This is a genomic window from Nocardia nepalensis (assembly GCF_048910785.1).
Taxonomy (GTDB): domain Bacteria; phylum Actinomycetota; class Actinomycetes; order Mycobacteriales; family Mycobacteriaceae; genus Nocardia; species Nocardia nepalensis.
The window spans coordinates 273,383-295,613 of sequence record NZ_JBKBET010000044.1 but is presented as its reverse complement, the minus strand read 5'-3'; the positions used below and the strand labels follow the sequence as shown (position 1 = coordinate 295,613).

At 63.8% G+C, this 22,231-nt stretch carries 18 protein-coding genes; 12 read left to right on the top strand and 6 right to left on the bottom strand.

Annotated elements, in window-relative coordinates:
• Window position 1 precedes the first annotated feature (1 nt).
• From ACHQ4I_RS43050 to ACHQ4I_RS43040, 3 genes are all read left to right on the top strand, one after another.
• Window positions 2–1,606, top strand: coding sequence for a type I restriction-modification system subunit M (locus ACHQ4I_RS43050; RefSeq protein ID WP_420777746.1), 1,605 nt, complete (start codon window positions 2–4; stop codon window positions 1,604–1,606).
• Between the two features lie 171 nt (window positions 1,607–1,777).
• Window positions 1,778–3,313, top strand: coding sequence for an HsdM family class I SAM-dependent methyltransferase (locus ACHQ4I_RS43045; protein ID WP_420777712.1), 1,536 nt, complete (start codon window positions 1,778–1,780; stop codon window positions 3,311–3,313).
• Complete coding sequence (locus ACHQ4I_RS43040; protein ID WP_420777711.1) at window positions 3,310–3,957, top strand: hypothetical protein; 648 nt, start codon at window positions 3,310–3,312, stop codon at window positions 3,955–3,957. The genes ACHQ4I_RS43045 and ACHQ4I_RS43040 overlap by 4 nt, the downstream gene beginning before the upstream one ends.
• Before the next feature lie 533 nt (window positions 3,958–4,490).
• Here the strand turns inward: ACHQ4I_RS43040 and ACHQ4I_RS43035 are convergent.
• Window positions 4,491–4,967, bottom strand: coding sequence for a macro domain-containing protein (locus ACHQ4I_RS43035; RefSeq protein ID WP_420777710.1), 477 nt, complete (start codon window positions 4,965–4,967; stop codon window positions 4,491–4,493).
• Between the two features lie 397 nt (window positions 4,968–5,364).
• Between ACHQ4I_RS43035 and ACHQ4I_RS43030 the strand changes: the two genes are divergently transcribed.
• From ACHQ4I_RS43030 to ACHQ4I_RS42995, 8 genes are all read left to right on the top strand, one after another.
• Window positions 5,365–6,447 (top strand): sugar ABC transporter substrate-binding protein, encoded by a 1,083-nt coding sequence (locus tag ACHQ4I_RS43030; protein WP_420777709.1) that lies wholly within the window; start codon window positions 5,365–5,367, stop codon window positions 6,445–6,447.
• 106 nt (window positions 6,448–6,553) lie between these two features.
• A complete protein-coding gene (locus ACHQ4I_RS43025; RefSeq protein ID WP_420777708.1) occupies window positions 6,554–7,324 on the top strand; it encodes an ATP-binding cassette domain-containing protein in 771 nt (256 codons plus the stop codon).
• Between the two features lie 76 nt (window positions 7,325–7,400).
• A complete protein-coding gene (locus ACHQ4I_RS43020) occupies window positions 7,401–8,642 on the top strand; it encodes a sugar ABC transporter permease (protein WP_420777707.1) in 1,242 nt (413 codons plus the stop codon).
• A gap of 27 nt (window positions 8,643–8,669) precedes the next feature.
• The gene (locus tag ACHQ4I_RS43015) at window positions 8,670–9,866 is read left to right on the top strand and encodes an ROK family protein (protein WP_420777706.1); all 1,197 of its coding nucleotides are present in this window, start codon (window positions 8,670–8,672) and stop codon (window positions 9,864–9,866) included.
• Between the two features lie 308 nt (window positions 9,867–10,174).
• Window positions 10,175–10,957: a maleylpyruvate isomerase N-terminal domain-containing protein gene (locus ACHQ4I_RS43010; protein ID WP_420777705.1), complete on the top strand. Its 783-nt coding sequence runs from the start codon at window positions 10,175–10,177 to the stop codon at window positions 10,955–10,957.
• Window positions 10,958–11,440: 483 nt separating this feature from the next.
• Complete coding sequence (locus tag ACHQ4I_RS43005; RefSeq protein WP_420777704.1) at window positions 11,441–11,767, top strand: Rv3235 family protein; 327 nt, start codon at window positions 11,441–11,443, stop codon at window positions 11,765–11,767.
• A 311-nt stretch (window positions 11,768–12,078) separates the two neighbouring features.
• Window positions 12,079–12,726, top strand: a complete 648-nt coding sequence (locus tag ACHQ4I_RS43000; RefSeq protein WP_420777703.1) for a class I SAM-dependent methyltransferase — start codon at window positions 12,079–12,081, stop codon at window positions 12,724–12,726.
• 42 nt (window positions 12,727–12,768) lie between these two features.
• Complete coding sequence (locus ACHQ4I_RS42995; RefSeq protein WP_420777745.1) at window positions 12,769–13,464, top strand: haloacid dehalogenase type II; 696 nt, start codon at window positions 12,769–12,771, stop codon at window positions 13,462–13,464.
• Window positions 13,465–13,471: 7 nt separating this feature from the next.
• Here ACHQ4I_RS42995 and ACHQ4I_RS42990 read toward each other — a convergent pair whose 3' ends face one another.
• A complete protein-coding gene (locus ACHQ4I_RS42990) occupies window positions 13,472–14,335 on the bottom strand; it encodes a class I SAM-dependent methyltransferase (protein ID WP_420777702.1) in 864 nt (287 codons plus the stop codon).
• A 41-nt stretch (window positions 14,336–14,376) separates the two neighbouring features.
• A complete protein-coding gene (locus ACHQ4I_RS42985; protein ID WP_420777701.1) occupies window positions 14,377–15,009 on the bottom strand; it encodes a TetR/AcrR family transcriptional regulator in 633 nt (210 codons plus the stop codon).
• Window positions 15,010–15,379: 370 nt separating this feature from the next.
• Between ACHQ4I_RS42985 and ACHQ4I_RS42980 the strand changes: the two genes are divergently transcribed.
• Window positions 15,380–16,777 (top strand): lipase family protein, encoded by a 1,398-nt coding sequence (locus ACHQ4I_RS42980; RefSeq protein WP_420777700.1) that lies wholly within the window; start codon window positions 15,380–15,382, stop codon window positions 16,775–16,777.
• A gap of 697 nt (window positions 16,778–17,474) precedes the next feature.
• Here ACHQ4I_RS42980 and ACHQ4I_RS42975 read toward each other — a convergent pair.
• The 3 genes from ACHQ4I_RS42975 to ACHQ4I_RS42965 form a co-directional block, all read right to left on the bottom strand.
• Window positions 17,475–18,446 carry a poly(ethylene terephthalate) hydrolase family protein gene (locus ACHQ4I_RS42975; RefSeq protein ID WP_420777699.1) on the bottom strand — a complete coding sequence of 324 codons (972 nt, stop codon included), beginning with the start codon at window positions 18,444–18,446 and terminating at the stop codon, window positions 17,475–17,477.
• A gap of 386 nt (window positions 18,447–18,832) precedes the next feature.
• On the bottom strand, window positions 18,833–19,753 hold the full coding sequence (locus ACHQ4I_RS42970) for an esterase/lipase family protein (protein ID WP_420777698.1): 921 nt from the start codon (window positions 19,751–19,753) through the stop codon (window positions 18,833–18,835).
• Window positions 19,750–22,206, bottom strand: a complete 2,457-nt coding sequence (locus ACHQ4I_RS42965; RefSeq protein ID WP_420777697.1) for a glycoside hydrolase family 3 protein — start codon at window positions 22,204–22,206, stop codon at window positions 19,750–19,752. The genes ACHQ4I_RS42970 and ACHQ4I_RS42965 overlap by 4 nt, the downstream gene beginning before the upstream one ends.
• Between the last annotated feature and the right edge of the window lie 25 nt (window positions 22,207–22,231).

Genomic DNA, 22,231 nt, shown 5'->3' with positions numbered 1-22,231 from the left:
TATGGACATGATCGCCCCGCCGGTCGCCCCCCGCCCCGTCGCAGTGGAGCCGCCGGCTCGACCGATTAGCCCCCGTCCACCCGAATCTGCGACGAATTCGCTTGTAGCCAAGCTATGGAACTATTGCAACGTTTTGCGCGACGACGGATTGTCGACCATCGACTACGTCGAGCAATTGTCGTACCTATTGTTCCTCAAGATCGCCAAGGAGATTTTCGAAGCAGATCTGCGTGAGGATGCGCCGCGTATTGTCCCTGAGGATCTGGATTGGGATTCGCTCATTGCTAAGAAGGGCGACGAACTCGAAAGGCATTATCGGCATGTTTTGATTGAGCTTGCAAGAAATCCTGACACGATGCTCGGTACAATCTTCGCGAAAGCGCAGAACCGAATAACCGACCCAGCGAAGTTGCAGCGGTTGGCCGTCGATCTCATCGGAGGACAGGAATGGCAGGCGAAGGGCGTCGATATCAAAGGGGACGCCTATGAAGGGTTGCTGGCCAAGGGGGCGGAGGATATCAAGACGGGCGCAGGACAATACTTCACACCTCGTCCACTCATACAGGCAATGGTCGATGTAATCCAACCAACTCCAAATGACACATTTGTCGACCCGGCATGTGGCACCGGCGGGTTTCTCATCGCAGTGCACGACTATATCCAGCGGAACTATGCAGGGCGGATGACGAAGGAACAAATCGACCACCTCGCGTCGGGTGCAATCCGTGGTGTAGAGTTAGTTGCCGGCACGGCACGCCTCGCGGCAATGAATATGCTATTGCACGGAATTGGCCGCTCCGACGGCCCGTCGCTTATACAGGTGCGCGATGCGTTGGCTACCAAACCAAGCACGCGAGACCGCGCCAAGGTTATTCTGGCCAATCCCCCGTTTGGGAAGAAGTCATCGATCACCGTATACGGGTCAGACGGCGCGGCGGCTCGGGAGGATATCTCCTACGACAGGCCGGACTTTCGCTCAACGACGACCAATAAACAGCTGAACTTCGTACAGCATATTATGTCGCTGCTCGAAATTGACGGCCGTGCGGCGGTAATAGTACCGGACAATGTACTGTTCGAAGGCGGTGCTGGCGAGGCAATCCGAGTGCGGCTGCTGCAAGATTTCGATGTTCATACACTGCTGCGATTGCCCACAGGTATCTTCTACGCTGGCGGCGTGAAAGCGAATGTGCTCTTCTTCGACAAGAAGAGCCCGCGCGTCGATGGGAAGCCATGGACCACGCGGTTGTGGGTATACGATTTCCGAACCAGCCAGCACTTTACGCTCAAGACCAAGCCACTGCGGCGGGCCCATCTCGACGATTTTGTGGCCTGCTACAGGGCGGGCGAAAGTCGCGACCATCGCGAAGAGGCCGACTGCTTCAAAGCTTTCACTTACGAGCAGTTGATCAGTCGCGACAAGGTGAATCTTGATATCAGCTGGGCAGATGCCTCACCGGCTGATGACACGGATGCAGTGCTACCGCCCGGAGTGATTGCCCAGGAGATCGTCGACGAGCTTCAGGCTGCTTTGGCGGAGTTTTCCGCAGTGGCTGAGGCGCTCGGGGAGACCGGTGAGGTCGCCGACACGCCCACCACGGAGTAATTCCTGCTGTGTGTGGAAGTCACTGTGCCCTATAGTGATTCAGGACATGACGGGTTGCCGGCTGGCGGCGCCCGTATGCAATGACTTTGGGGATTGACATGACTCTTCGGCGGAGAGCCGCTGGATTCATCTTGGAAGACACACCGATCGAGGGTGCTGCGGGGAGTCGTTGTGTCTGAAGGTCTGGACGTAACTGCGAGCGTCGCCTCCGATCTTGCTACGGAGCTATGGAATTACCGAAAGGCCCTCGGCGACTCCGGTATGTCTACACTCGAATATGTTGAGCAGCTATCTCTCTTGTTGTTCTTGAAGATTGCCAAGGAGATCCGCGACGCCAGTTTCGATGACAACCCGTCCGGCGGTGATGCGGCAAGGGCATGGAACACGTTGGTGACAAAGCGTGGGGACGAGTTGGAGCGACAGTATCGCTCTGTTCTTGGTGAATTGGCAAAGAGTGTGGGCACCACCGTGGGGACCGTATTCGCTAAATCTCAGAACCGGATCACTGAACCAGCGACACTAGAGAAGCTGATCATCGACCTGATCGGTGGACGCCAATGGGGGAGTTTGGGCACCGAAGTCAACGGTGATATCTTCGAGGGCCTACTGGCGAAGAGCGTGGGTGAGAACCCAGAAGCCGGAAACTTCCTAACTCCGCGACCGTTGATAGAGACAATTGTCGACGTGATGCGACCACAGCCGACCGATACAATTTTCGATCCAGCATGTGGCAGCGGCGGTTTTCTGATCGCGGCATATGAGTATCTTCTGATGAATCACCGCGAATTGATGACTAACGAGCAGCTATCGAAGCTAAATATCGGCACAATCCAGGGTGTCGAGGTGCTTGAGCGAAGGGCCCGGTTGGCGGCAATGAACATGTTGCTGCACGGAATAGGCCGCGTCGATGGTCCAGCATTAGTGGACGTTCGCGACGTACTTGCGACAGAGCCTGGCCATCGGCCTTCCCTTGTTATGGTTAATCCTCCCTTCGGGAATAGTTCGTCAGTGCCCGGATCCGACGGAAGTGCCGAGCCTGAAGGCAAATCGTACGATCGGATCGGATTCATATCTACCCCGAACAAGCAGTTGAACTTTGTGCAGCACGTAATGTCATTGCTCAGCATCAACGGGCGTGCGGCGGTTGTTGTGCCCGACAATGTGCTCTTTGAGGGAGGAGCCGGAGAAAGAATTCGTCGGCGCCTCCTTCGAAGCTTTGATGTGCATACTCTTCTTCGGCTGCCGAAAGGAATTTTCTTCAAGGCAGGCGTTCGGGCAAACGTGTTGTTCTTCGATAAGAGGAGTCCGCGAGCGGATGGCAAGCCGCTGACGGATCGACTTTGGGTTTACGATTTTCGTACCGATCAGCACTTCACTCGGAAAACGAAGCCGCTACGTCGTGCGGACCTGGACGACTTCGTCTCTTCCTTCCGTGCCGGCGAGGAAATGGAAAAGCGAGGGAGATCAGAACGGTTTCGAGATTTTACCTTTGACGAGTTGGTCGCCCGAGATAATGTTAGTTTCGATATTACGTGGCTTGCAGACAATGCGGACGTCGAGTCCCGGCTCTCACCGGGCATGATCGCGCGGGAAATTCTGGATGAGTTACAGGCCGCATGCGAGGAATTCTCGGTGATTGCAGATGCGCTGGATGATGCGGTGCAGGGACCGGTCGATCCTGGACAGACGGAATTCGTGACGGAATGAGTATTCCACGGCCTAAAACACGGCTTTTCGATGCCTTCACGACAAACATAAACTATGCGAGGGGTCTAGTGAAGGCGGGGCAATCGCTGGCGGATCTAGAGGTCACCTCATTTGATACCGGTGATCTCTATCGGGCCGCCTGGGTTCAAGCCGTCTCGGCGCTGGACCATTGGCTCCACGAAGAGATTTTCGCACGAGTCGCGGAGTTGGCAGACAATACGGGACCGGGGATGCCGACGGCACTTAGGAATGTGCAGCTTCCATTGTCGGTGGTTGAACAAGTGCGCCTCGACAATTTGAGATTGCGAGATGCCGTGGTTGACCAGGTGAAGGGCAAATGGGCGACGCAATCTCTCCAGAACCCGAAGGAGATCTCGTCTGCGCTGAAGCTTGTTTGTGACGACGACGTATGGAGTCTAGTTGCTAGGCAAATGAATTCATGGAATAACTATGCGCCCCCAACCTGGTCCCGGGATGCCGTTTCGAAACGGCTTTCGGCAGTCAATAGGAGGCGTAATGAGATCGCTCACGCGGCTGATTTAGACCCGACTACTGGCCGGCGTCGGCCGATCAGCTACCAGGATGCGACAGACGCTGTCGCGTGGATTGACAGCATCGCGCTTGCGATCGCGATGGTTCTCTAGATGGCGGCGTGGAAGTACTGCTGCCGAGTCGTCGATCTAAGTCTTGATCATGAATCTTGTCCGCGCAGCGATGGCTCCGTTGGTCGTCGACAGAATCGACGACTGCGGGTCACCGTGCCGTCGGGATCGCTGATGTCGAGGACGGCGCCGTAGGGGCCGCGGTCGCCGGATCTCGCCGTGCGAAGCGCCTAGATTGTCGGTGCGCTTGATCAGTTCGGTGAAGGTGGCGAGTGAATCGACTCGGAGGGCGAAGTCGTCGAGGTGGGGGTGGCTGGCGCGGTCGCGTAGGGGCGAACTGGAGGTCGGCTGTCGGTTCGAGGAGGTCTGCGCCGCAGACGGCGCTTTCCTCGTAGAACTCGAAGACGGGTTCTAGGTGGAGGAGTTGGCGGTACCAGGCGACGCTCTTCGGAGGTCGGTGACGCGGAGCTTCACCTGGCGCGGATCTTGGTGATTCCGAGCGGTATCGGCGGTGACCTCTGCGTCCGACGGCGGTATGGGATGGCGCTACTCGGCGCGGCGATGTGGGCTATCGATCAGTCGCCTTCGTTAGGTGGTGGATACACTCGTGCGTCGACGTGCGGCGGGGCGCTGAAGGCGGACACGATCAGTGGGCGGACGGCGGACCATGCCAGGCCGCCGTGGCCGCAGCCCAGTGGAGGTATGGCGATCGATGTGATGCCGAGTTCGGTGACTACCTTGACGAGATCGGTTAGGCCGCTTTCGATGTCGCTGAGGTTCGATCGTGGTCGCCAGCGCCCCTTGGTTGGGAAGTTGATGATGTAGCGCGGGCGCTCGGGGGCACCCGTCTTCCAGACATGCATCTTGCCCAGCTGCACATCGCCGCGCTCGCAGGCGTTCCGGTAGGCCTCGAACATGTCGGGGTAGTCGCGGCGGAATTCGAGGGCGATGCCCTTGCCCATCACGCCGACGGTGTTGACGGTATTCACCAATGCTTCAGTGTCGGCGTCGAGCAGGTTGCCGGTCGTCTCGGTGATCGTAGGCGGCTCCATGGGCTAGGAATACCAGCCGGATCTGACCAAACCTCCCGTTCTGTTGGAAGGCGGGGCTTTCGGCCGGAAGGACTTCCGGCGCGATCCGTCAGGCGCCTGATGACAGGTGTGCTGGTAAGCGTTCTGTATCTGCACTTTTCATGCGTCCGGTTCGGAGCCATGGCGCTCCGGGGAGTCATAGCTGCTGGCTTGGCCGAGTCGTCGGGCTGCGCGGGCAAGCGCTCGGTCCGGGGAGCCCGCACACCTCGTCGTGCCTGGATTGTTATGGCAGACAACAAATATCTTTGCGAAACGGCTGTGCTTCGCGTCACGTTCGAATATGTTGTGTCGAACAACATTCGCTCTTGCTCGACTGCCCGGCCTGTTCGGGTGGTGGTTCGACGAAAGGCTCGCCCTCATGCGTAAGGGGATCCTCGGCATTGCGGCCGTATCGGTTGCGCTTCTCACCTCGCTCACTGCCTGCGGGGACGACAACAAGGACTCCGGGGGTGGGGGTGCCAAGATCGGCGTGATTCTGCCGGACAGCAAGACATCCGCGCGGTGGGAGACGGCGGATCGGAAGTATCTGCAAGCGGCGTTCGATGCGGCGGGGATCAAGGCGGATATCCAGAATGCGCAGGGGGATAAGAACTCCTTTCAGACCATCGCGGATCAGATGATCACCAACGGGGCGTCGGTGCTGATGATCACGAACCTGGACAGCGGGACGGGGAAGGCGGTGATCCAGAAGGCGAAGTCGCAGGGTGTGACCGTAATCGATTACGACAGGCTGACTCTCGGTGGCGGGGCGCCGTTCTATGTGTCGTTCGACAATGTGAAGGTCGGCAAGTTGATGGGGGACGGCCTGGCGAAGTGCCTGACCGATAAGAAGGCCGTCAACCCGGTGGTCGCGTACCTGAACGGCGGACCTACCGATAACAACGCATCGCTGTTCAAGAGCGGTTACGACAGTGTGCTGAAGCCGAAGTTCGATGCGGGTGAGTACGTGAAGGGACCGGATCAGGCCGTGCCCGAGTGGGATAACACCAAGGCGGGCACCATCTTCGAGCAGATGCTCACCGGCACACCGAACCTCGGCGGTGTGGTCGCCGCCAACGACGGACTGGGCAATGCCGCTATCGCGGTGCTGAAGAAGCAGAAGCTGAACGGGCAGGTCCCGGTGACCGGCCAGGACGCCACGGTGCAGGGTCTGCAGAACGTGCTCGCGGGCGATCAGTGCATGACCGTCTACAAGGCCATCAAGCTGGAGGCCGACGCCGGCGCGAAGCTGGCTATCGCGCTGGCCAAGGGGGAGAAGGGCGAGGCGAACAGCACGGTCGACGATCCCGAGGCGAAGGCGAAAGTGCCTGCGGTGCTGCTGGAACCGAAGGCAATCTACAAGGAGAACGTGAACGACGTGGTGTCCGATGGCTATGTGAGCAAGGCCGAGCTGTGCACCGGCGAGTTCGCCAAGCTGTGCGCGGATAACGGGGTTCGCTGATAACCCGGTCGTTCCGGCATTTTCATGGTCAAGGGGGCGAATGCCCTTCCGCGGTTGGTATGAGGGGATCGCGGAAGGGCCGCCCCACACGTCAGGAGCAGCACCTATGCCCGATACACCGGTCATCGAATTACGCGGGATAGAAAAGAGTTTCGGCCCCGTCCACGTCCTGCACGATGTCGCGTTCTCCGCGTACTCGGGCGAGGTGACGGCGTTGGTCGGCGATAACGGCGCGGGCAAGTCGACCCTCGTCAAGTGCATCGGCGGCACGCATCCCATCGACGCGGGGGAGTTCCTGTTCGAGGGCAAACCGGTGCATGTGCACAACCCGAGGGACGCAGCCGATCTCGGCATCGAGATCGTCTACCAGGACCTCGCCCTCTGCGACAACCTCGACATCGTGCAGAACATGTTCCTCGGCCGCGAGAAGAAGCACGGGATCGTGCTCGATGAGTATGGCATGGAGGAGCTGGCCGGAAAGACGTTGGCGGGCTTATCAGTTCGCACCGTGAAGTCGGTGCGGCAGCAGGTGTCGAGCCTGTCGGGCGGGCAGCGGCAGACGGTGGCGATCGCGAAAGCCGTGCTGTGGAACAGCAAGGTGGTGATCCTCGACGAGCCGACGGCCGCGCTCGGCGTCGCGCAGACGCAGCAGGTGCTCGAGCTGGTGCGCACGCTTGCCGACAAAGGCCTTGCGGTGGTGTTGATCTCGCACAATATGAATGACGTCTTCGCGGTGTCCGATCGGATCGCCGCGCTCTATCTCGGCCGAATGGCCGCCCAGGTGCGAACTTCCGACGTGACGCATGCGCAGGTCGTCGAACTGATCACCGCGGGTCGCAGCGGAAGTCTCGGTCTCGGAAGTGGAGTGAAGTCATGAGCGAGCGTAGCGAGCGATACAAAGACACAGCGCCAGCGGCGGTCATGCCGGAACCGAGCGCCAGCGAGGTGGAGGCATGAGTGCCGTGGTTACGGATAGGTTCGAGGCCACGTCCTCGCCGGTGACCGAGCTGGTCAACTCGTATGTCGGGCGGGTGCGCAGCGGCAATATGGGTGCGCTGCCGTCGATTATCGCGCTGGCGGTGCTGACGGTGGTGTTCTGGATCGCGCGGCCGGTGTTCATGACGCAGGGCAATTTCGCGAATCTCTTTACCCAGGGCGCGGCCATCGCGGTGATCGCCATGGGGCTGATCTTCGTGCTGCTGCTCGGTGAGATCGACCTGTCGGCCGGATTCACCAGCGGTGTCTGTGCGGCGGTGCTCGCGGTATTGCTCACCGATAAGGGATGGCCTTGGTACGCGGCGGTTCTCGTCTCGCTGCTCACCGGTGTCGCGATCGGGCTGACCATCGGGACGATCGTAGTGAAGATCGGGATCCCGTCGTTCGTGGTGACATTGGCGGCGTTCCTTGCATTGCAGGGCGTCGCGCTGAAGATCATGGACAACGGGCGCAATATCTCGATACGCGACGACACTATCGTCGCGATCGCCAATAAGAATGTGCCGCCGCTGCTCGGCTGGGGCATGTACGCGGTGCTGCTGGCCGGATTCGCGCTGATCCAGTATCGAAAACTGCGGGCGCGCACCAAACTCGGGCTGACCGGGGAGACCGCGCCGGTGATCGCGCTGCGGATCGCGGCGGTCGCCGTCGTGGCGGGCGCGGCGGTGCTGATCCTCAATGACGAGCGCAGCCGCAACCCGGCGATCAACTCGCTCAAGGGCATGCCGATCGTGGTGCCGTTGATCGTCGCACTGCTGCTGCTGTGGACGTTCGTGCTCAACCGGACCTCCTTCGGCAGACATATCTACGCGGTCGGCGGCAGCACCGAAGCCGCTCGGCGCGCGGGCATTCCGGTCGATCGGATCAAGATCAGCGCATTCGTGCTGTGCTCGACGATGGCCGCGGTCGGCGGGCTGATCGCGGCCTCGCGCGCCAATTCCGTCGATCCGAATACCGGCGGCAGCGATGTGTTGCTGACCGCTGTCGGAGCCGCGGTGATCGGCGGCACCAGCCTGTTCGGCGGGCGCGGCCGGATGCTGGACGCGGTACTCGGCGCGGCGGTGGTCGCGGTGATCAATAACGGAATGGGCCTGATGGGCTATAGCGCGGGCACCAAATTCGTTGTGACAGGATTCGTCCTGCTCCTTGCGGCGGGGGTGGACGCGCTGTCGCGCAAGCGTGCGTTGCCAGGAAGTTGACCGAAGACCGGGAGGAGGTTCGCCCGAATGAGAGCTGCGCCTTCCCCGGACGAGATCCGGCGGCAGAACCTTGCCGTGCTGCTGCGGCATGTCCACCTGAGCGGTCCGGTGTCGCGGGCGGTGCTCGCCGAGCGCATGGGGCTCAATCGCAGCACAATTCTGGCGTTGACCGCCGACCTCGCCGCGGCGGGTCTGGTCAGCGAGGAGCTGCCTGGGCAGACGGGTAAGGCGGGGCGGCCGTCGCTGGTGGTGCGTCCGCAATCGGAACGGGTATATGGTCTGGCGCTGGATGTCGGCGCGGATCGGCTCGCGGTCGCGCGGGTCGGGCTGGGCGGGGTGATTCTCGCGCGGCGGGAAACACCGCGTCCCAGTGGCACATTCGATCCGAATGACGTGATCGGCGCGCTGGCCACCATTGCGGAGAACATGATTCGGGAGGCTGGAAGCGAGACCATCTGCGTTGGTGTGGGAGTCGCGTTCTGCGGGATGGTGCGCGAGGAGGACGGGGTCGTCCGATACGGTCCGAATATCGGCTGGGTGGATGTGCCGGTGGGGGCGCGGCTGTCCGAACGTTTGGGTCTGCGTGTTGCGGTCGGCAATAACGCCAATCTCGGCGCGCTCGCCGAGCGTGAGCGGGGTGTCGGCATCGGTGTCGCGGACATGATCTACCTGCACGGTGAGGTCGGCATCGGCGGCGGAATCATCATGGGCGGCAAGTTGCTCGGTGGTGAGGGCGGCTATGGCGGCGAGGTCGGACACATGATCGTCAATCCTGGCGGGCGTGCCTGCACGTGCGGGTCGTACGGATGTCTGGAGGCCGAGGCGGGGGAACTCGCGTTGATCGCGGCGGCTGGACGCACGGATCTGACCGGCCGCGCGGCGGTCGAGGCGATCGTGGAGGCCGCCGCGCGCGGTGACGCCACTGCCCGAGATGCGTTGCACCAGGTCGGTGATTGGCTGGGCTATGGGGTCGCCAACTTGGTCAATATCTTCAACCCGACCATGGTTGTCTTCGGAGGTGTACTCCGCGAGATCTACCTCGCCTCCGCGGCCCAGGTCCGCAGCAGGCTGGCGGTGAACGGGCTCCTCGCCGTCCGCGAGCGCGTGCGTTTGCGCACCTCTGCCCTCGCTGATGACGCTCCCTTGGTCGGCGCTGCCGAGCTGGCCTTTGCCGATGTGCTGACCGACCCCTTGCAGACCTTGGTCCGCATCTCCGGGGGCTGACCGATCGGACGGCGGCCGGGCACTATGACCCCTGCGTCGGCCGACGGCTTGCGGCGAAGTCGCTGTGCAAGGGAGGGCCCTGGTGGACTGCCCGGAGTATTTGGTGGCCTCAACGCAGCCGCCGGTGGAACCGGTCGATCGGGCCGCGCTGGCCCTGCCGCGACAGTCCGGCCGCCTCAAACGCACTGCCGCCAGCGGCCATCCCCACGGTAGCCGCGGTACACGTGGCGGCCTGGCTGGTGCTCCCGATCGTGGACTCGCCCCGTCGGTGACAGCGGTTTGTCTCCGCAACTTGGCAGGATCGAGACATGACCGACCATGTAGCCGCGTTTCGTCGCGAGCGGGACGCCGTTCTGGACTTCTGTGCCCAGCTCACGCCGCAGGAATGGGTGGCGCCGAGTCGGGCCGCGGGATGGCGGGTGCGTGATGTGATCGCGCATCTCGGGTCGGAGTGCCACCTGAACCTCACTCCGGATGTCATCAAGGTGGTGCGTTCCCGAGATGTCGAGCGGCTCAACGATGATTTCGTTGCGCAACGCGCTGACTGGGAGATCGACCGGGTGGTCGGGGAGCTGGCGGCGTGGAGTTCGCGGGTCGCCACCGTGGCTCGCACGACTCGGCAGTGGCCGCTCGGAGCCATCCGCATTCCGATCGGCGAGCTCGGTTCCCACCCGCTGCGGTTGCTGCCGTCGATTCTGACCTTCGACTTCCATACGCACTTGCGTCACGACATCGCGCCCGCGCTCGGCAAGGAGATCCCTGCGACCGACGCGGACCGGATGAGCTCGGTAGTGGAGTGGATGTTGGCTCTATTGGCCAACTTTGGGGCGAGCGATCGGATCTGGCTCGACCAGCCGATCGGGTTGAGGTTGGCCGGAACCGGTGGGGGCACATGGCGACTCGAACCGGTCGGACGTGGGCGGTTGCGCGTCGTTGCTGGTTCCCATGCCGGGACAGCGGCGCAAATCACCAGTGCTGCACTGGATTTCCCATCCTGGGCGACGACCCGCACACCCTGGCGATCCCAAGTAACCATCACCGGCGACGCGGAACTCGCCGAACGCTTCCTCGACTCGACGAACCTGATCTGAACCCGCATGGCCATCAAGATCAGGCGGAATCTGTAGCGGCATCGGCCGCCCCGACCTTGTTCGATCCGCCAGCGAAGCGCCGAACCCGCACTCGGTCGGACACCGATACCCAGCCGACGTGAACGGAAACAGGCGCGCCGCGACCAGCCAGCACCAGAGCGGTCGCTTGGCTAGTTGACCTGCGACTTTACCTGCGTCGATATCCATGGCATGCTGTCGCCGTCCGAGCTTTGGGGGTAGTAGTTCGAACTCAGGGGGTGCTGTATGGAGAGACATTTGTCGGGGCTTTCGTATGCGCCGAGGACCGAACCGCCGCTGTTGCCTTACCCGCCGAGCGGGCGTGTGGAACCTCGGAATCCACCGCGTGCGGAGCCATGCCGCACGCCGATCCCGGGGCGGAATGATCAGACCGGGCGGTCCGGCCCGGCGGGATTGCGGCGTGCGCTCAGCGGCGGGCACAGCGCGTTACCGCCCGTTGTCGAATTGGATTCGGCCGCACAGCAGTTCGTCGAGCGTGCGCTGCGGCTGGCGCTCGAGATTCTCGACCATCGACGGCCGGTCGCACAACTCACCAGCATTGCCACGCCCGCGGTGGTCGCCGCGGTGCGAACCCTGGTCCGAGCCGACCTCGCACCCGGCCGCACGCTCGGCGTGGCGGTGCTGTCCCGGGCCGATCTGATGATGGTCGACGCCTCGACGGCGGAGGTCTTCGCCGCCTACGACCGCGGCCGCCAACACTTCGCCATCGCCGCCCGCATCGCTCGCACCCGCTCGACTGGCTGGCGGCTGACCGTCTTTCGTGTGCGCTGAACCCGGCCGTCTTCCGGCGGGCGGTGAATCCGGCTTCAGGGCGTCGTGCGTGAGCCGATCTCGCGCCCGGCCGGTTCGGCGCGGCGGTGCGCCCCGGGCCGAGCTGATGATGGTCGACGCCTCGACGGCGGAGGTCCTCTAGGGCCGCGTCCAGATAGCTCGGCTGCGCTATCCGCTCCAGCAGCTCGCCGAGCGTAGTGATACCGCGGTTGAATGCAGCGTGTGCGACCACCATTCGACTGCGCTCGACGGAACCGGACCCAAGGCTCGATACAGCAGAAGCTATCTGGACGCGAGACTAGGCTCGCTGGATGACCACTGCGGGACGCACCCGGCACGCCTATGACCAAGTGGCCGACCGCTACACCGACGAACTCGCGGGCGAGTTGCGGCACAAGCCATTCGATCGTGGGCTGCTCGAGGTATTCGCAGAACTTGCCGCCGATGGTCCGGTCGCCGATATCGGTTGTGGCCCAGCGCATGTGGGCGCGTATCTCGCCGCTAACGGTCTGCGCACCATCGGAATGGATCTCTCGCCGGCCATGTGCGCGGCGGCCCGCCGAACCACCTCGGTGCCGGTCTGCGCGGCCGATATGACCGCCCTGCCGGTGCGCTCGGAATCGCTGGCCGGCTTGGTCTGCATGTACGCGGTCATCCATCTGGACCAGCACCAGCGCGCCGCCGCCTACGCGGAGTTCGCTCGTGTGCTGCGTCCTGGCGGCCACGCATTCATCGCATTTCACACCAGCGACGCCGACATCCCGGTCGGCGGCGTCAAGACCCTCACCGAATGGTGGGGTCATGAGGTCGACCTCACCTTCCACTATCTCGATCCTGTCGCGGAATCCGAAGCCCTGGCCACGGCTGGTCTCGTTCCGGCTGCCCGCCTCGACCGTGAGCCGCACCAGGGCACCGAACATCCGAGCCGCCGCAGCTATCTGCTGGCTCAGCGCCACTGACGCTAAGGTCGAATCGCAGGTAGGCGGAAAGGTGCGATTGTGCTGCGAGCATTACTCTTCGACGTCCAGGGCACGGCGACGGACTTCCATTCGACCGTATGCGCGGAAGCGCGCCGCATCGGCGGGGCGCGGTACCGGGATATCGATTGGCCCGGATTCGTCGACCATTGGCGTGCCGAATACTTCGCCGCACTCCGGAAGGCGGAGCCGGATCGCGACAACTGGGTCACCGTGCATTCGGTATACGGCAGCGCACTCGACGGCCTACTCGGTGACTACGGCATCGACCTATCGCCCGCCGAACGCGCCGATCTAACGCTCGCCTGGCAGCGACTCGAACCGTGGCCCGATGTCGTCGCCGGATTGACCAGGCTCGCTGGCAGATTCACGATCGCGACACTGTCGAACGCGGATGTCGCTGCCGTGGTCAATATTTCGAAGCGGGCAGCGCTGCCATGGGACGCGGTGTTCACCGCCGAGATGGCGGGCGCGTTCAAACCCGACCCCGCCGTTTATCGCATGGCAGCACGGTATCTGGGGCTCGAGCCGTCGGAAATCATGATGGTCGCCAGCCACAAATACGACATCCAAGCCGCGGGCGCACTGGGATTCCAAACGGCCTTCGTCGCCCGCCCACTCGAGTTCGGCGCCGATGGCGACGTGGACGTTTCCTACGACGACGCCTTCGATATCAACGCCAGCGACTTCCTCGATCTCGCAGACCAACTCGGCTGCTGACCCCGGCCTACTCGGTTCGCGTGGCGCACAGCACGTGCGGTGACACGGTAGCCGACGGTCGTGGGGGAATGCCAAGGTAGCCCGCCACAAGGTTCGGTGCGTCACGGTCATCGACGCGGTCGAAGCCCGTCTCCCGCAAGAGATCCGCGATCTCCTCAGCGGTGAAGAAGGAGAGCCAGGGCTCGCCGATGGCGGCCACCCGGTCGGCCCGCGCCGTGCGCTCCGGCGCATCCTCGGGCGCGGAAGCCGAAGCGGGATAGAGATAGTCGAACACCACCTGCACAGGCGTCGCCTGGCCCGCGACGAAACGCAGGGTGTCCAGGATCGTCTCCCGGGTCAGATACATGACGACGCCGAGCCAGACGAACACGGCCGGACGACTCCGGTCGAAGTTCGCCTCGGCCAATCCCGCTGCCAGCGTTTGGCTTTCGAAGTCGACCGGGGTGAAGGTCAGCGACGACGGGATCGCGATGCGCGCCGAATCGAGCTGCTGTCGCTTCCATGCCTGGGTATCGGGATGGTCGACCTCGAATACGCGCACGTCCGGGTGTGGATTGCGATAGGCGAAGGTATCCAGCCCGGCACCGAGGATGACCACCTGCCGGGTACCCGCCGCGACGGCGTCGGCGACGGTCTCCTCGGCGAAGCGGGCGCGGGCGGCCAGGAACATGCGGCGTCGGCGGCGCATCGTGCCATCGGTGTCGTCCTCCTGTTCCGCCGCGGAATCGAGATCGGCCAGTTGATCAGGAGTGACGCCGATGATCTGGATGGCAAGTGGATCGGTGAAGATCCGTGGCTCGCCGGCGATCTGGTGGAAGGCGCGGGCGTAAGCGGTGGCGAGGGCGGTGCGACTGGGCTGACCGAGTTGCATATGCCGAACCTACGGCTGCTCGGGGTGTCGCGCCACGTGAATCAGGTCTCGTTGATGATCAGCGAAGTGGCGATGGGGGCGAGCACCTCGACCAGCTGCGTGATCGGCGGGCGGGGGTCGGCGAGAATCCATTCGTGCGCGACGCCGTTGATCGCGCCGATGAGAGCGCTTGCCGCCCAGGTGATTCCGCCGCGAACGCGGATATTCGGACCCGCGATCGAGACGAGTAGCGACTCGATCGCAGCCGCCCAGGCATGGCGGCGCTCGCGGCGGTGGTGTTCCATGCGCTCACTGACACCGACCACCTCGACGAACGCGACCTTGGCCCGGTACGGGTCCGAGCTGATCGAGCCGATGAACGCGGTCAGCACCGCGGTGAGACCTTCCGCGATATCCGTGTCGGGACCCAGTGTCGCGACGGCCTGCCCGATGACGGCGGCGGACTGGTCCTGGATGTAGTCGTAGGACGCGATGAGGACGTCCTCCCTGGTCTGGAACTCCTCGTAGAACTGGCGTTTGGACAGTCCGGCCGCGGTGCACACATCGGCCAGCGAGCAGTTCGCATAGCCGCGTTCGGCGAAGGTCCGGATGGCGGCGTCCAGGAACCGCTGCCGTCGCTCGGCCTTCCGCTCGCTGACAGCGCGGCCGCCGTACTGCCTATCCACGATGGTCACGGCACCACGGTAGCCCGAGCCGCGCGGGCGACTCGCTCAGCCCAGGTTGACGGCCCCGCCCAGCGCATCCTGCGCGCTGTAGAAGAGCAACATGACGTAGTAGAGAACCGTCGTGACCGGTTCATTCCGACCCTGCATATTTCCTCGGTGCTTCCCCTGCAAGCTGTCCGGCACCTACTGGCCGGTTCGGTGTCGAACGAAAAAGCTACGGCATCTGACGCCGCTCGGCACGGCGAGTCGGAAAATCGCCGGGTTTTCGTGCTCGTGATCGGTGCCGCATCGCGGGATTGTTGCGACCCGCGTCACGTTTGTGCGATAGTCCCACACATGTGAGACGGAGCGGTCTCACAGTAAGCGAAGGGGCTGGAAGTTGATCAATCCGCTGGCGGGTCGCGCCCGGCGAATCATGGTGTCGGCCGCAATCGCGGCCATCGCGTTGCTCGCGACGACCGCGGTCACGGTCGCCGAGCCGCAGCAAGAACCGGTCGCGGTGCAACCCGCGGCGCCGGTTCAGCTGCCGCCCGAGTTGGATCCGGGTTTCTACCACCCGCCCGCCGAACTGGTGGCGAGTAGAGCTCCGGGCGAGATCATCTCGGCGCGCCAGGTGAATGTCGCCAACTTCGGTTTGATTCCGGTGAACGTCGATGCCTGGCAGGTCTCCTACCGCTCGAATAACAGTCGGGACGAAGCGATTCCGGCAGTCGCGACGGTCGTGAAACCGCGCGGCTCGGCCCCGGACAAACTGGTCTCGATGCAGATCGCCGAGGACTCGCTGGCCGGGTACTGTGCGCCTCCCTATGCGCTGCAACAGTTTTCGGCTGGTCCGTTTGTCGGACAGATCGTCGCGCCCGCGGAGTGGGTAATCGCCCAGGGGGCGGTGCAGCAGGGCTGGGCGGTTGTCATTCCCGATCATCAGGGACCGAATAACGCCTACGCGGCCGGACCGCTGGCCGGGCGGATCACCCTCGACGGCATTCGCGCGGCGCGCAATCTCGAGCCGATGCGGCTCGCACCGAATACCCGGATCGGTCTGTACGGATACTCCGGCGGCGCGATCGCCACCGGTCACGCGGCCGAGCTGAAGCAGGCCTACGCGCCCGAACTCGATATCGTCGGTGCGGCCGAGGGCGGTGTGCCTGCGGATCTGGGCATGACGCTCAATGTCGCCAATAACCAGATCACCTCCGGTCTGGTGCTGGCGGCTGTCAACGGCCTCACCCGCGAGTATCCGGAGTTCGCGCAATTCATCGACGGCAATATCGATCCGCTGGGACGGGCACTGTCGACGGTCCAGGGTGGGCTGTGTGTGCAGTACCTGACCCCGTTGCTTCCATTCCTGAATCTCAAGGGCATGATCCGGGTCCCTGGCGATCCGATCCAGCATCCGGTGGTCGCCGGCGTGCTGGAGAAGACCCGGATGGGCAAGTCGGTGCCCGATATGCCGATGTACATCTGGCAGGGCAATCCGGATGAAATCATCCCGGTGGGCCAGGTCAACACGCTGGTCGATACCTACTGCCAAAACCCGTCCGCGAGCGTGCGATACATGCGCGAGCACTTCGCCGAGCACGGGCTCACCGAGGTCTCGGGCACCGCACCGGCCATGCTATGGCTGCGTGATCGGCTCAATGGTGTTCCGGCGCAACAGGGTTGCAGCACTACGGACGTGGGTTGGCTGGCATTGGACCCGGATGGTATCGAGCTGTTGAAGGCGAACTTCGGCGAGACGTTCGCCTCGTTCTTCGGCAAGCCGATCGGCGTCAAGTAGCGAACTTTCGAATGCCGGTCCGGGCCTTGGCGTCCGGACCGGCACTCGGGCTATCTGGTGCCGTGCTGCAGTCCGAGCAGCGTGGTCGCAATCTGGCCGGTGGTGTCGAGGGTTGCGGCGAAGACGTCCTGCGGCACCAGTTTTCCGTTGCACCACAGCACATTTCAGTTGGTCGCGGCGTAGGGCCCGACACCGAACAGGATCGAGAAGACGTGTTCCGGGTCGACCCAAGAATGCGAGATCGCCGAGGCTGCCGATGATTGGGCCGAAGTTATCGCCGTTGTGGTATGGATCGTCGAAGGGTTCGCCGGGCTGGTCGTCGACCGCCGCGACTACCCGGCGCAGGAACTCCTTGTTATCCGGATTGGATTCGGCGGCAAAGGAAGTCTGCACATTGTTCGTGTCGATGCCGCCGGGCATGCCGAGCCGGACGAGGTCATCGGCTCGCATCGCGAGTCCGCCATTGACGGCGGTATTTCCACTGCGGTCGCGCAGCCATACCCACTGGTCGCGAGCGATGCCGAGTGGCTGCATCAACTGCTGTGCGAAGTCCTGGAAGTCGCGGCCGGTGGTGATCTCGAGCGCACGTGGCTGCGGAATCGGCTGCGGCGCTCGGGGCCACCAAGGTCAGTGCGAGGAGCGTGGCGGCGGCGAACCCGCTTCAGCCAGGTGCGGCGATATTTCATGCTCGGACCCCCTAATTCACCGCGTTCGCGAGGGCATTGCGCTCCACGCTGAAGTACGACTTATCGGCGGGGAGTCGCCAGTCGGGTCCGACGAAGAACTGCTTTGCCGTTTCGTCACCGAAGGCCAGGTACTGCAGCCACGCGATCGCGGTACCGGCGGACGGGTAGTTGTCGAGCCCGTCGACGGGTGAAAAGTGGCTGACACCACGGGCATTCGCGATCCAGGACGGGGCGTTGAACGTCAGGTTGTACTGCCACCAGCGGACCCAGGCGAAGTCGGGCACCACGAAATCGTTGTAGCCGGTGAGGAATAGCGTCGGCACGCCGAGCGCCGCGCCGATGGCCAGTGGACCCGGTTCGATCGCCAGCACCCCGAGCACCCGCATGGCCGGGTCGATGAGCGAGGCGACGGGCGGAACCAGCGTGGCGGCCTGCAGTGCCGCCTGCCCGCCACCCGAATGCCCGCCGAAGACCGTCCTACTGAGGTCGATCTTGTTGTAGAGCGGCGAATTCGGATCGCGGTTGGCGACCACCGCCGCGGCGATCCCCATGGCCGGGACATAGGCAAGGGAGTTGAAGAATTCGTACGGGATCTCGACGACGAAACCCTGACTGGCCCACTGCTTTGCGAGTGCGTCGTACATCCCGGGATTCGCGTCGAATCCGGCCATGAAGACCAGCAGCGGCGCATTCGGTAGCTCCGCGATATCGGCCGGGTAGTAGGTGTTCACCCCGATCGGCGATTCCAGGCCGTTCGGAAACGCCTGGGTGCAGGTCAGATCGTCGCGATTGCCGAATATGTGCACAGCGATGTGCTCAACCATGCCGTAGATCGACTCCTGGCACGGATTCGTCCGCACGGCGGTGGCGACCGGATGCGGGCCAGGTTTATTGAACAGGCTTTGCGCGGTGGTTCCTGGTGCGATCTCGTCGGCCGCCGCAGTCCCCGTCACCCCCGCGAGTGCCACCGTCGCAATTGCCATCACGACGACTGCCCGTGCCGCATTCCTCATCATTGAGGTCCCCTTCCGAGTCGGCCGGGTCGAAGGTTCCGGGCCGATTGTGAAACCAAGTGGTATCAGAGATTTGGACCCTATCGCGAAGTAAGCTGGAGCACAATCAGCTATCGAAAGACATGGCAATCACGCCGGTGAACTCCACGCTTCGGTCGGACCTGAATAGGGCGGGGAACGGTGGCCAGGAAGTGCACGATGCGATCGCGGCCGATGAGGTAACTGGTGCCGCCGAGGGCGCGGGCGGTGGCGTTCTCCGGTGGCGCAAGCCATTCGGCGTCCGGAGCGAACACCGCGGGAATGCGGACGGGATCCTGTGCCTGGATGGCGCAGCTGGCCCGCGATGCGATCGTGAACTAGCCGGTTGAATCGTCCTGGCACGGGATCGGCCGGACCGTCGAGGGGTCGATGGCGTTCAGGACGAGCGCGGCGGTGGTGGGGGAGAAGGCCGTGCCGTTGTGTCCGGCTTTGCTACTGGGGCAGATGTTTTGGAGGACGTAGTTGGCTACGCCGGGCTCCGCAATCGTGGCCGAATCCTGGCCGAAGGCCGCGATGGGGTCGAATCGGCTGCTGATCGTCGTGTAGGCGATACCGGCAACGGTGATCGGTCCGGAGTTCAGCTCTTGCAGGAAGGCCGATCCGGCCAGTAGATCTTTCACCGCGGGCGGTACCGGGAGTTCGTCGCGCAGGTTTCCGGTGTTCAGCAGGGTAGCGCCGAGGTCGCCGAGCGTGCCGTGTGTCGGGGAGGAGATGGTGGTCACCGAACGGACGCCGCGGGCGAGTTCCGGATCGGTCTTCACGAGGTACTGCGCCATGATGCCGCCCTCGGAGTGACCGATCAGGTCGACCTTCGCGACGCCGAGCCGCGTTGTCAGCGCCGATAGCTTCTGCTCGACCTCGACCGCCGAGTCGGCGAGCGGACCGTTGCCGCCGCCCTGCATCGCATTGCTGCCGCCGTAGGAGAAGGAATAGACGCACAGGCCCGCATTGGCCAAGGCCGGTCCGAGGTAGCCCCAGGCTCGATACTCGTCGCCCGCGAAACCGTGTAGCAGGACAACGGGAACCGCGCCCGGCACGGTAGAGGTGCAGTCATAGCGATTGACCCCGGGCGGTGTCGGCGCTTCGACCTTGCCCTCCTGCGCCCATCGGGTTTCCGCATCCTGCACCTGCTCCCAGGTGGCCGTCGGATACGGCCCCGGCTCGGCGGAGGCGAGCGACGTCCCTGCCGTGCAGAGGGCGAAAGCGGTGAGGCCCATGGCGATTCGGCGCAGTCTCATGCTTGCGATCCTTCGAACTGAATAGCGGTGGTCAGCCGGATATCGGCGACCGATCGGCCGGTCAACAGGTCGTGGGCAGTGGTGGGTAGCCCCCAGTTTTCCGTTGCCTCGTTCCAGGATTCGGCGGCTCGGCGCGGGATGGGGATCGCCGCCTCGACGGTCGCGCCCGGCTCGGCCTCGACGACCGCGAAGGCGGCCAATCGCGGGTCCGGGTGTGCCGATTGGGCGATATACGTCTGGATCGTCTCGCGACCGGGACGATCGCCGGTATTGCGAACCCGAACGGTCAGCGTCCCGACGACCTTTCCGGTCGGATCGGGGTGGAAAGCGGCGGTCTCGTACTCCCAGGTCGTGTAGCCGAGACCGTGTCCGAACCAGTACCTTGGCGCGGTCGAAAGTCGTTGCCAGGCACGGTATCCGATGTAACTGTCCTCCTCGTACGCGAGGATGCCGTCGGTGGGCGTGACATTCAGAACCGGCGAATCATCCTGGTACGCAGGCCAAGTGGTGGGCAGCCGACCGCTGGGTTCCGCATGGCCGAACAGCACGTCGGCCAGTGCGGAACCGCCTTCTTGTCCCGGAAACCAGGTGAGCAGGATCGCTGCGGCGTCCTCGGCCCACGGCATCTGCACGGGGGAGCCGGTATTCACGACCACCACGGTGCGCGGGTTGGCCGCGACCACCCGCGCGACGAGCTCATCCTGTCGGCCCGGCAGCGAAAGCGATGTGCGGTCGAAGCTTTCGCTCTCGACCTCCGCAGTAGTGGCGACGACCACGACGGCCACATCGGCCGAAGCCGCCGCGGCGACCGCCGCTTCGATCAGCGCATCCGCATCGATATTCGGCTCCTGATGACCGAGCGCGAACTTCTCGAAGGCAATGGGCAGATCGGGCAGCCTCGTCACCGTGTGCGTGAGACTCACCGAAACAGACTGTCCTGCAATGAGTTCGACGTCGACGAGGGTTTCGGGCGGTGCGAGGAAGGCGGCCATCGGATCACCCTCCGGGACGATGGCGTCGTCGAAACAGGTCTCATCTGCGACGGTGAGCTGGAACGGCCCGATTCCTGCGATGGCCAGAGTGTGCGTTCCGGTCACCCGGGGCGTAAATGTGCCGCTGACGACGACACTGTGAAGTTCACCGACCGCGATCCCATCCGGGAATTCGCCGATCCACTCGACGGCGCCCTCCGGCAGCGGATGCTCGCCGAGCGGTCGGCCACCCGCGCCGTATAGCCGGACCCGCAGGTCGAAGCCCTCCTTGGCAGGCGGGATCTTGATCCGGGGATCCGCGCCGACCGCGTACACCACTTCGGTCTCTTCATCGAGCAGCCGCCGCAACCCCTCGAGCGGGGATACGGTATGCGGCGGGAAGACTTGGGCGCTACCACCGCCGAGCGCCCTGGGCTGGTCGGCGGTCTGGCCGATCAGCGCGATTCGCCGGACCTTACCGAGCGGAAGTGCGCCGCTCTCGTTGCGCAGCAGCACAATCGAGCGCTGGGCGATCTCGCGCGCCAGCGCCTCGCCGTCGATCGGCGCGGGGAGTGCGTCCTCGGCGACTGCCGGTGGTGCATCGGCCAATGCTCCGACCCGGGCGGCCAGCCGAAGCACATGGCGTGCCATCCGCTCGACCGTCTCCTCCGAAACCTGTCCTGCGCGAACAGCTTCGGCCAGTGCCGACCCGAAGACGGTCCGCGGACCGGGCATAGCGATATCGAGCCCACCACCCGCCGCGCCGACGGTGTCGCGCGCCGCCATCCAGTCGGAGACGATGGCGCCGTCGAATCCCCAACGCGCACGCAGGATGTCGTTCTGCAAAGCACCGTGTTCGGTCATCGTGGTGCCATTGACGCTGTTGTAGGCCGCCATCAATGCCCACGGCCCGGCCTGCTCGACCACGGCCTCGAACGGCGCGAGATACAGCTCGTGCAATGCCCGCTGGGATACCCGCACGTCAACGGTGAATCGGTCGGTCTCGGAGTCATTGGCCACGAAATGCTTCGGTGTCGCGGCGACGCCGCCATCCTGCACGCCGGTGACATAGGCCGCGCCGATCGCCCCGGTCAGCAGCGGATCCTCGGAGTAGCACTCGAAGTGCCTGCCGCCCAACGGGCTTCGGTGCAGATTGAGCGTCGGCGCGAGCAGCATATGCACGCCCTTGCGGCGGGCCTCCTGTGCGAGCAGCTGCCCGGCCCGCCGTGCCAGGGCCGGATCCCAGGTTGCGGCCAGGGCCGTCGGGCTCGGCAGGGCGACCGAGGGATCCCCCGGACTCCAGTGCACGCCGCGCACACCGATCGGCCCGTCCGACATCACCAGCGAATCCAGCCCGATCTCGGCTATCGCGGGCAGGGACCACATGTCCTGTCCGGCGAGCAGGTGGCATCGGGCATCCAGATCCAGTGCGGCCAAGGCCTTTTCGACGGCTGCCTCGCGATCGGATCGGTTATTCGCCATGGTTGGTCGACTCCCTTGATCGTAT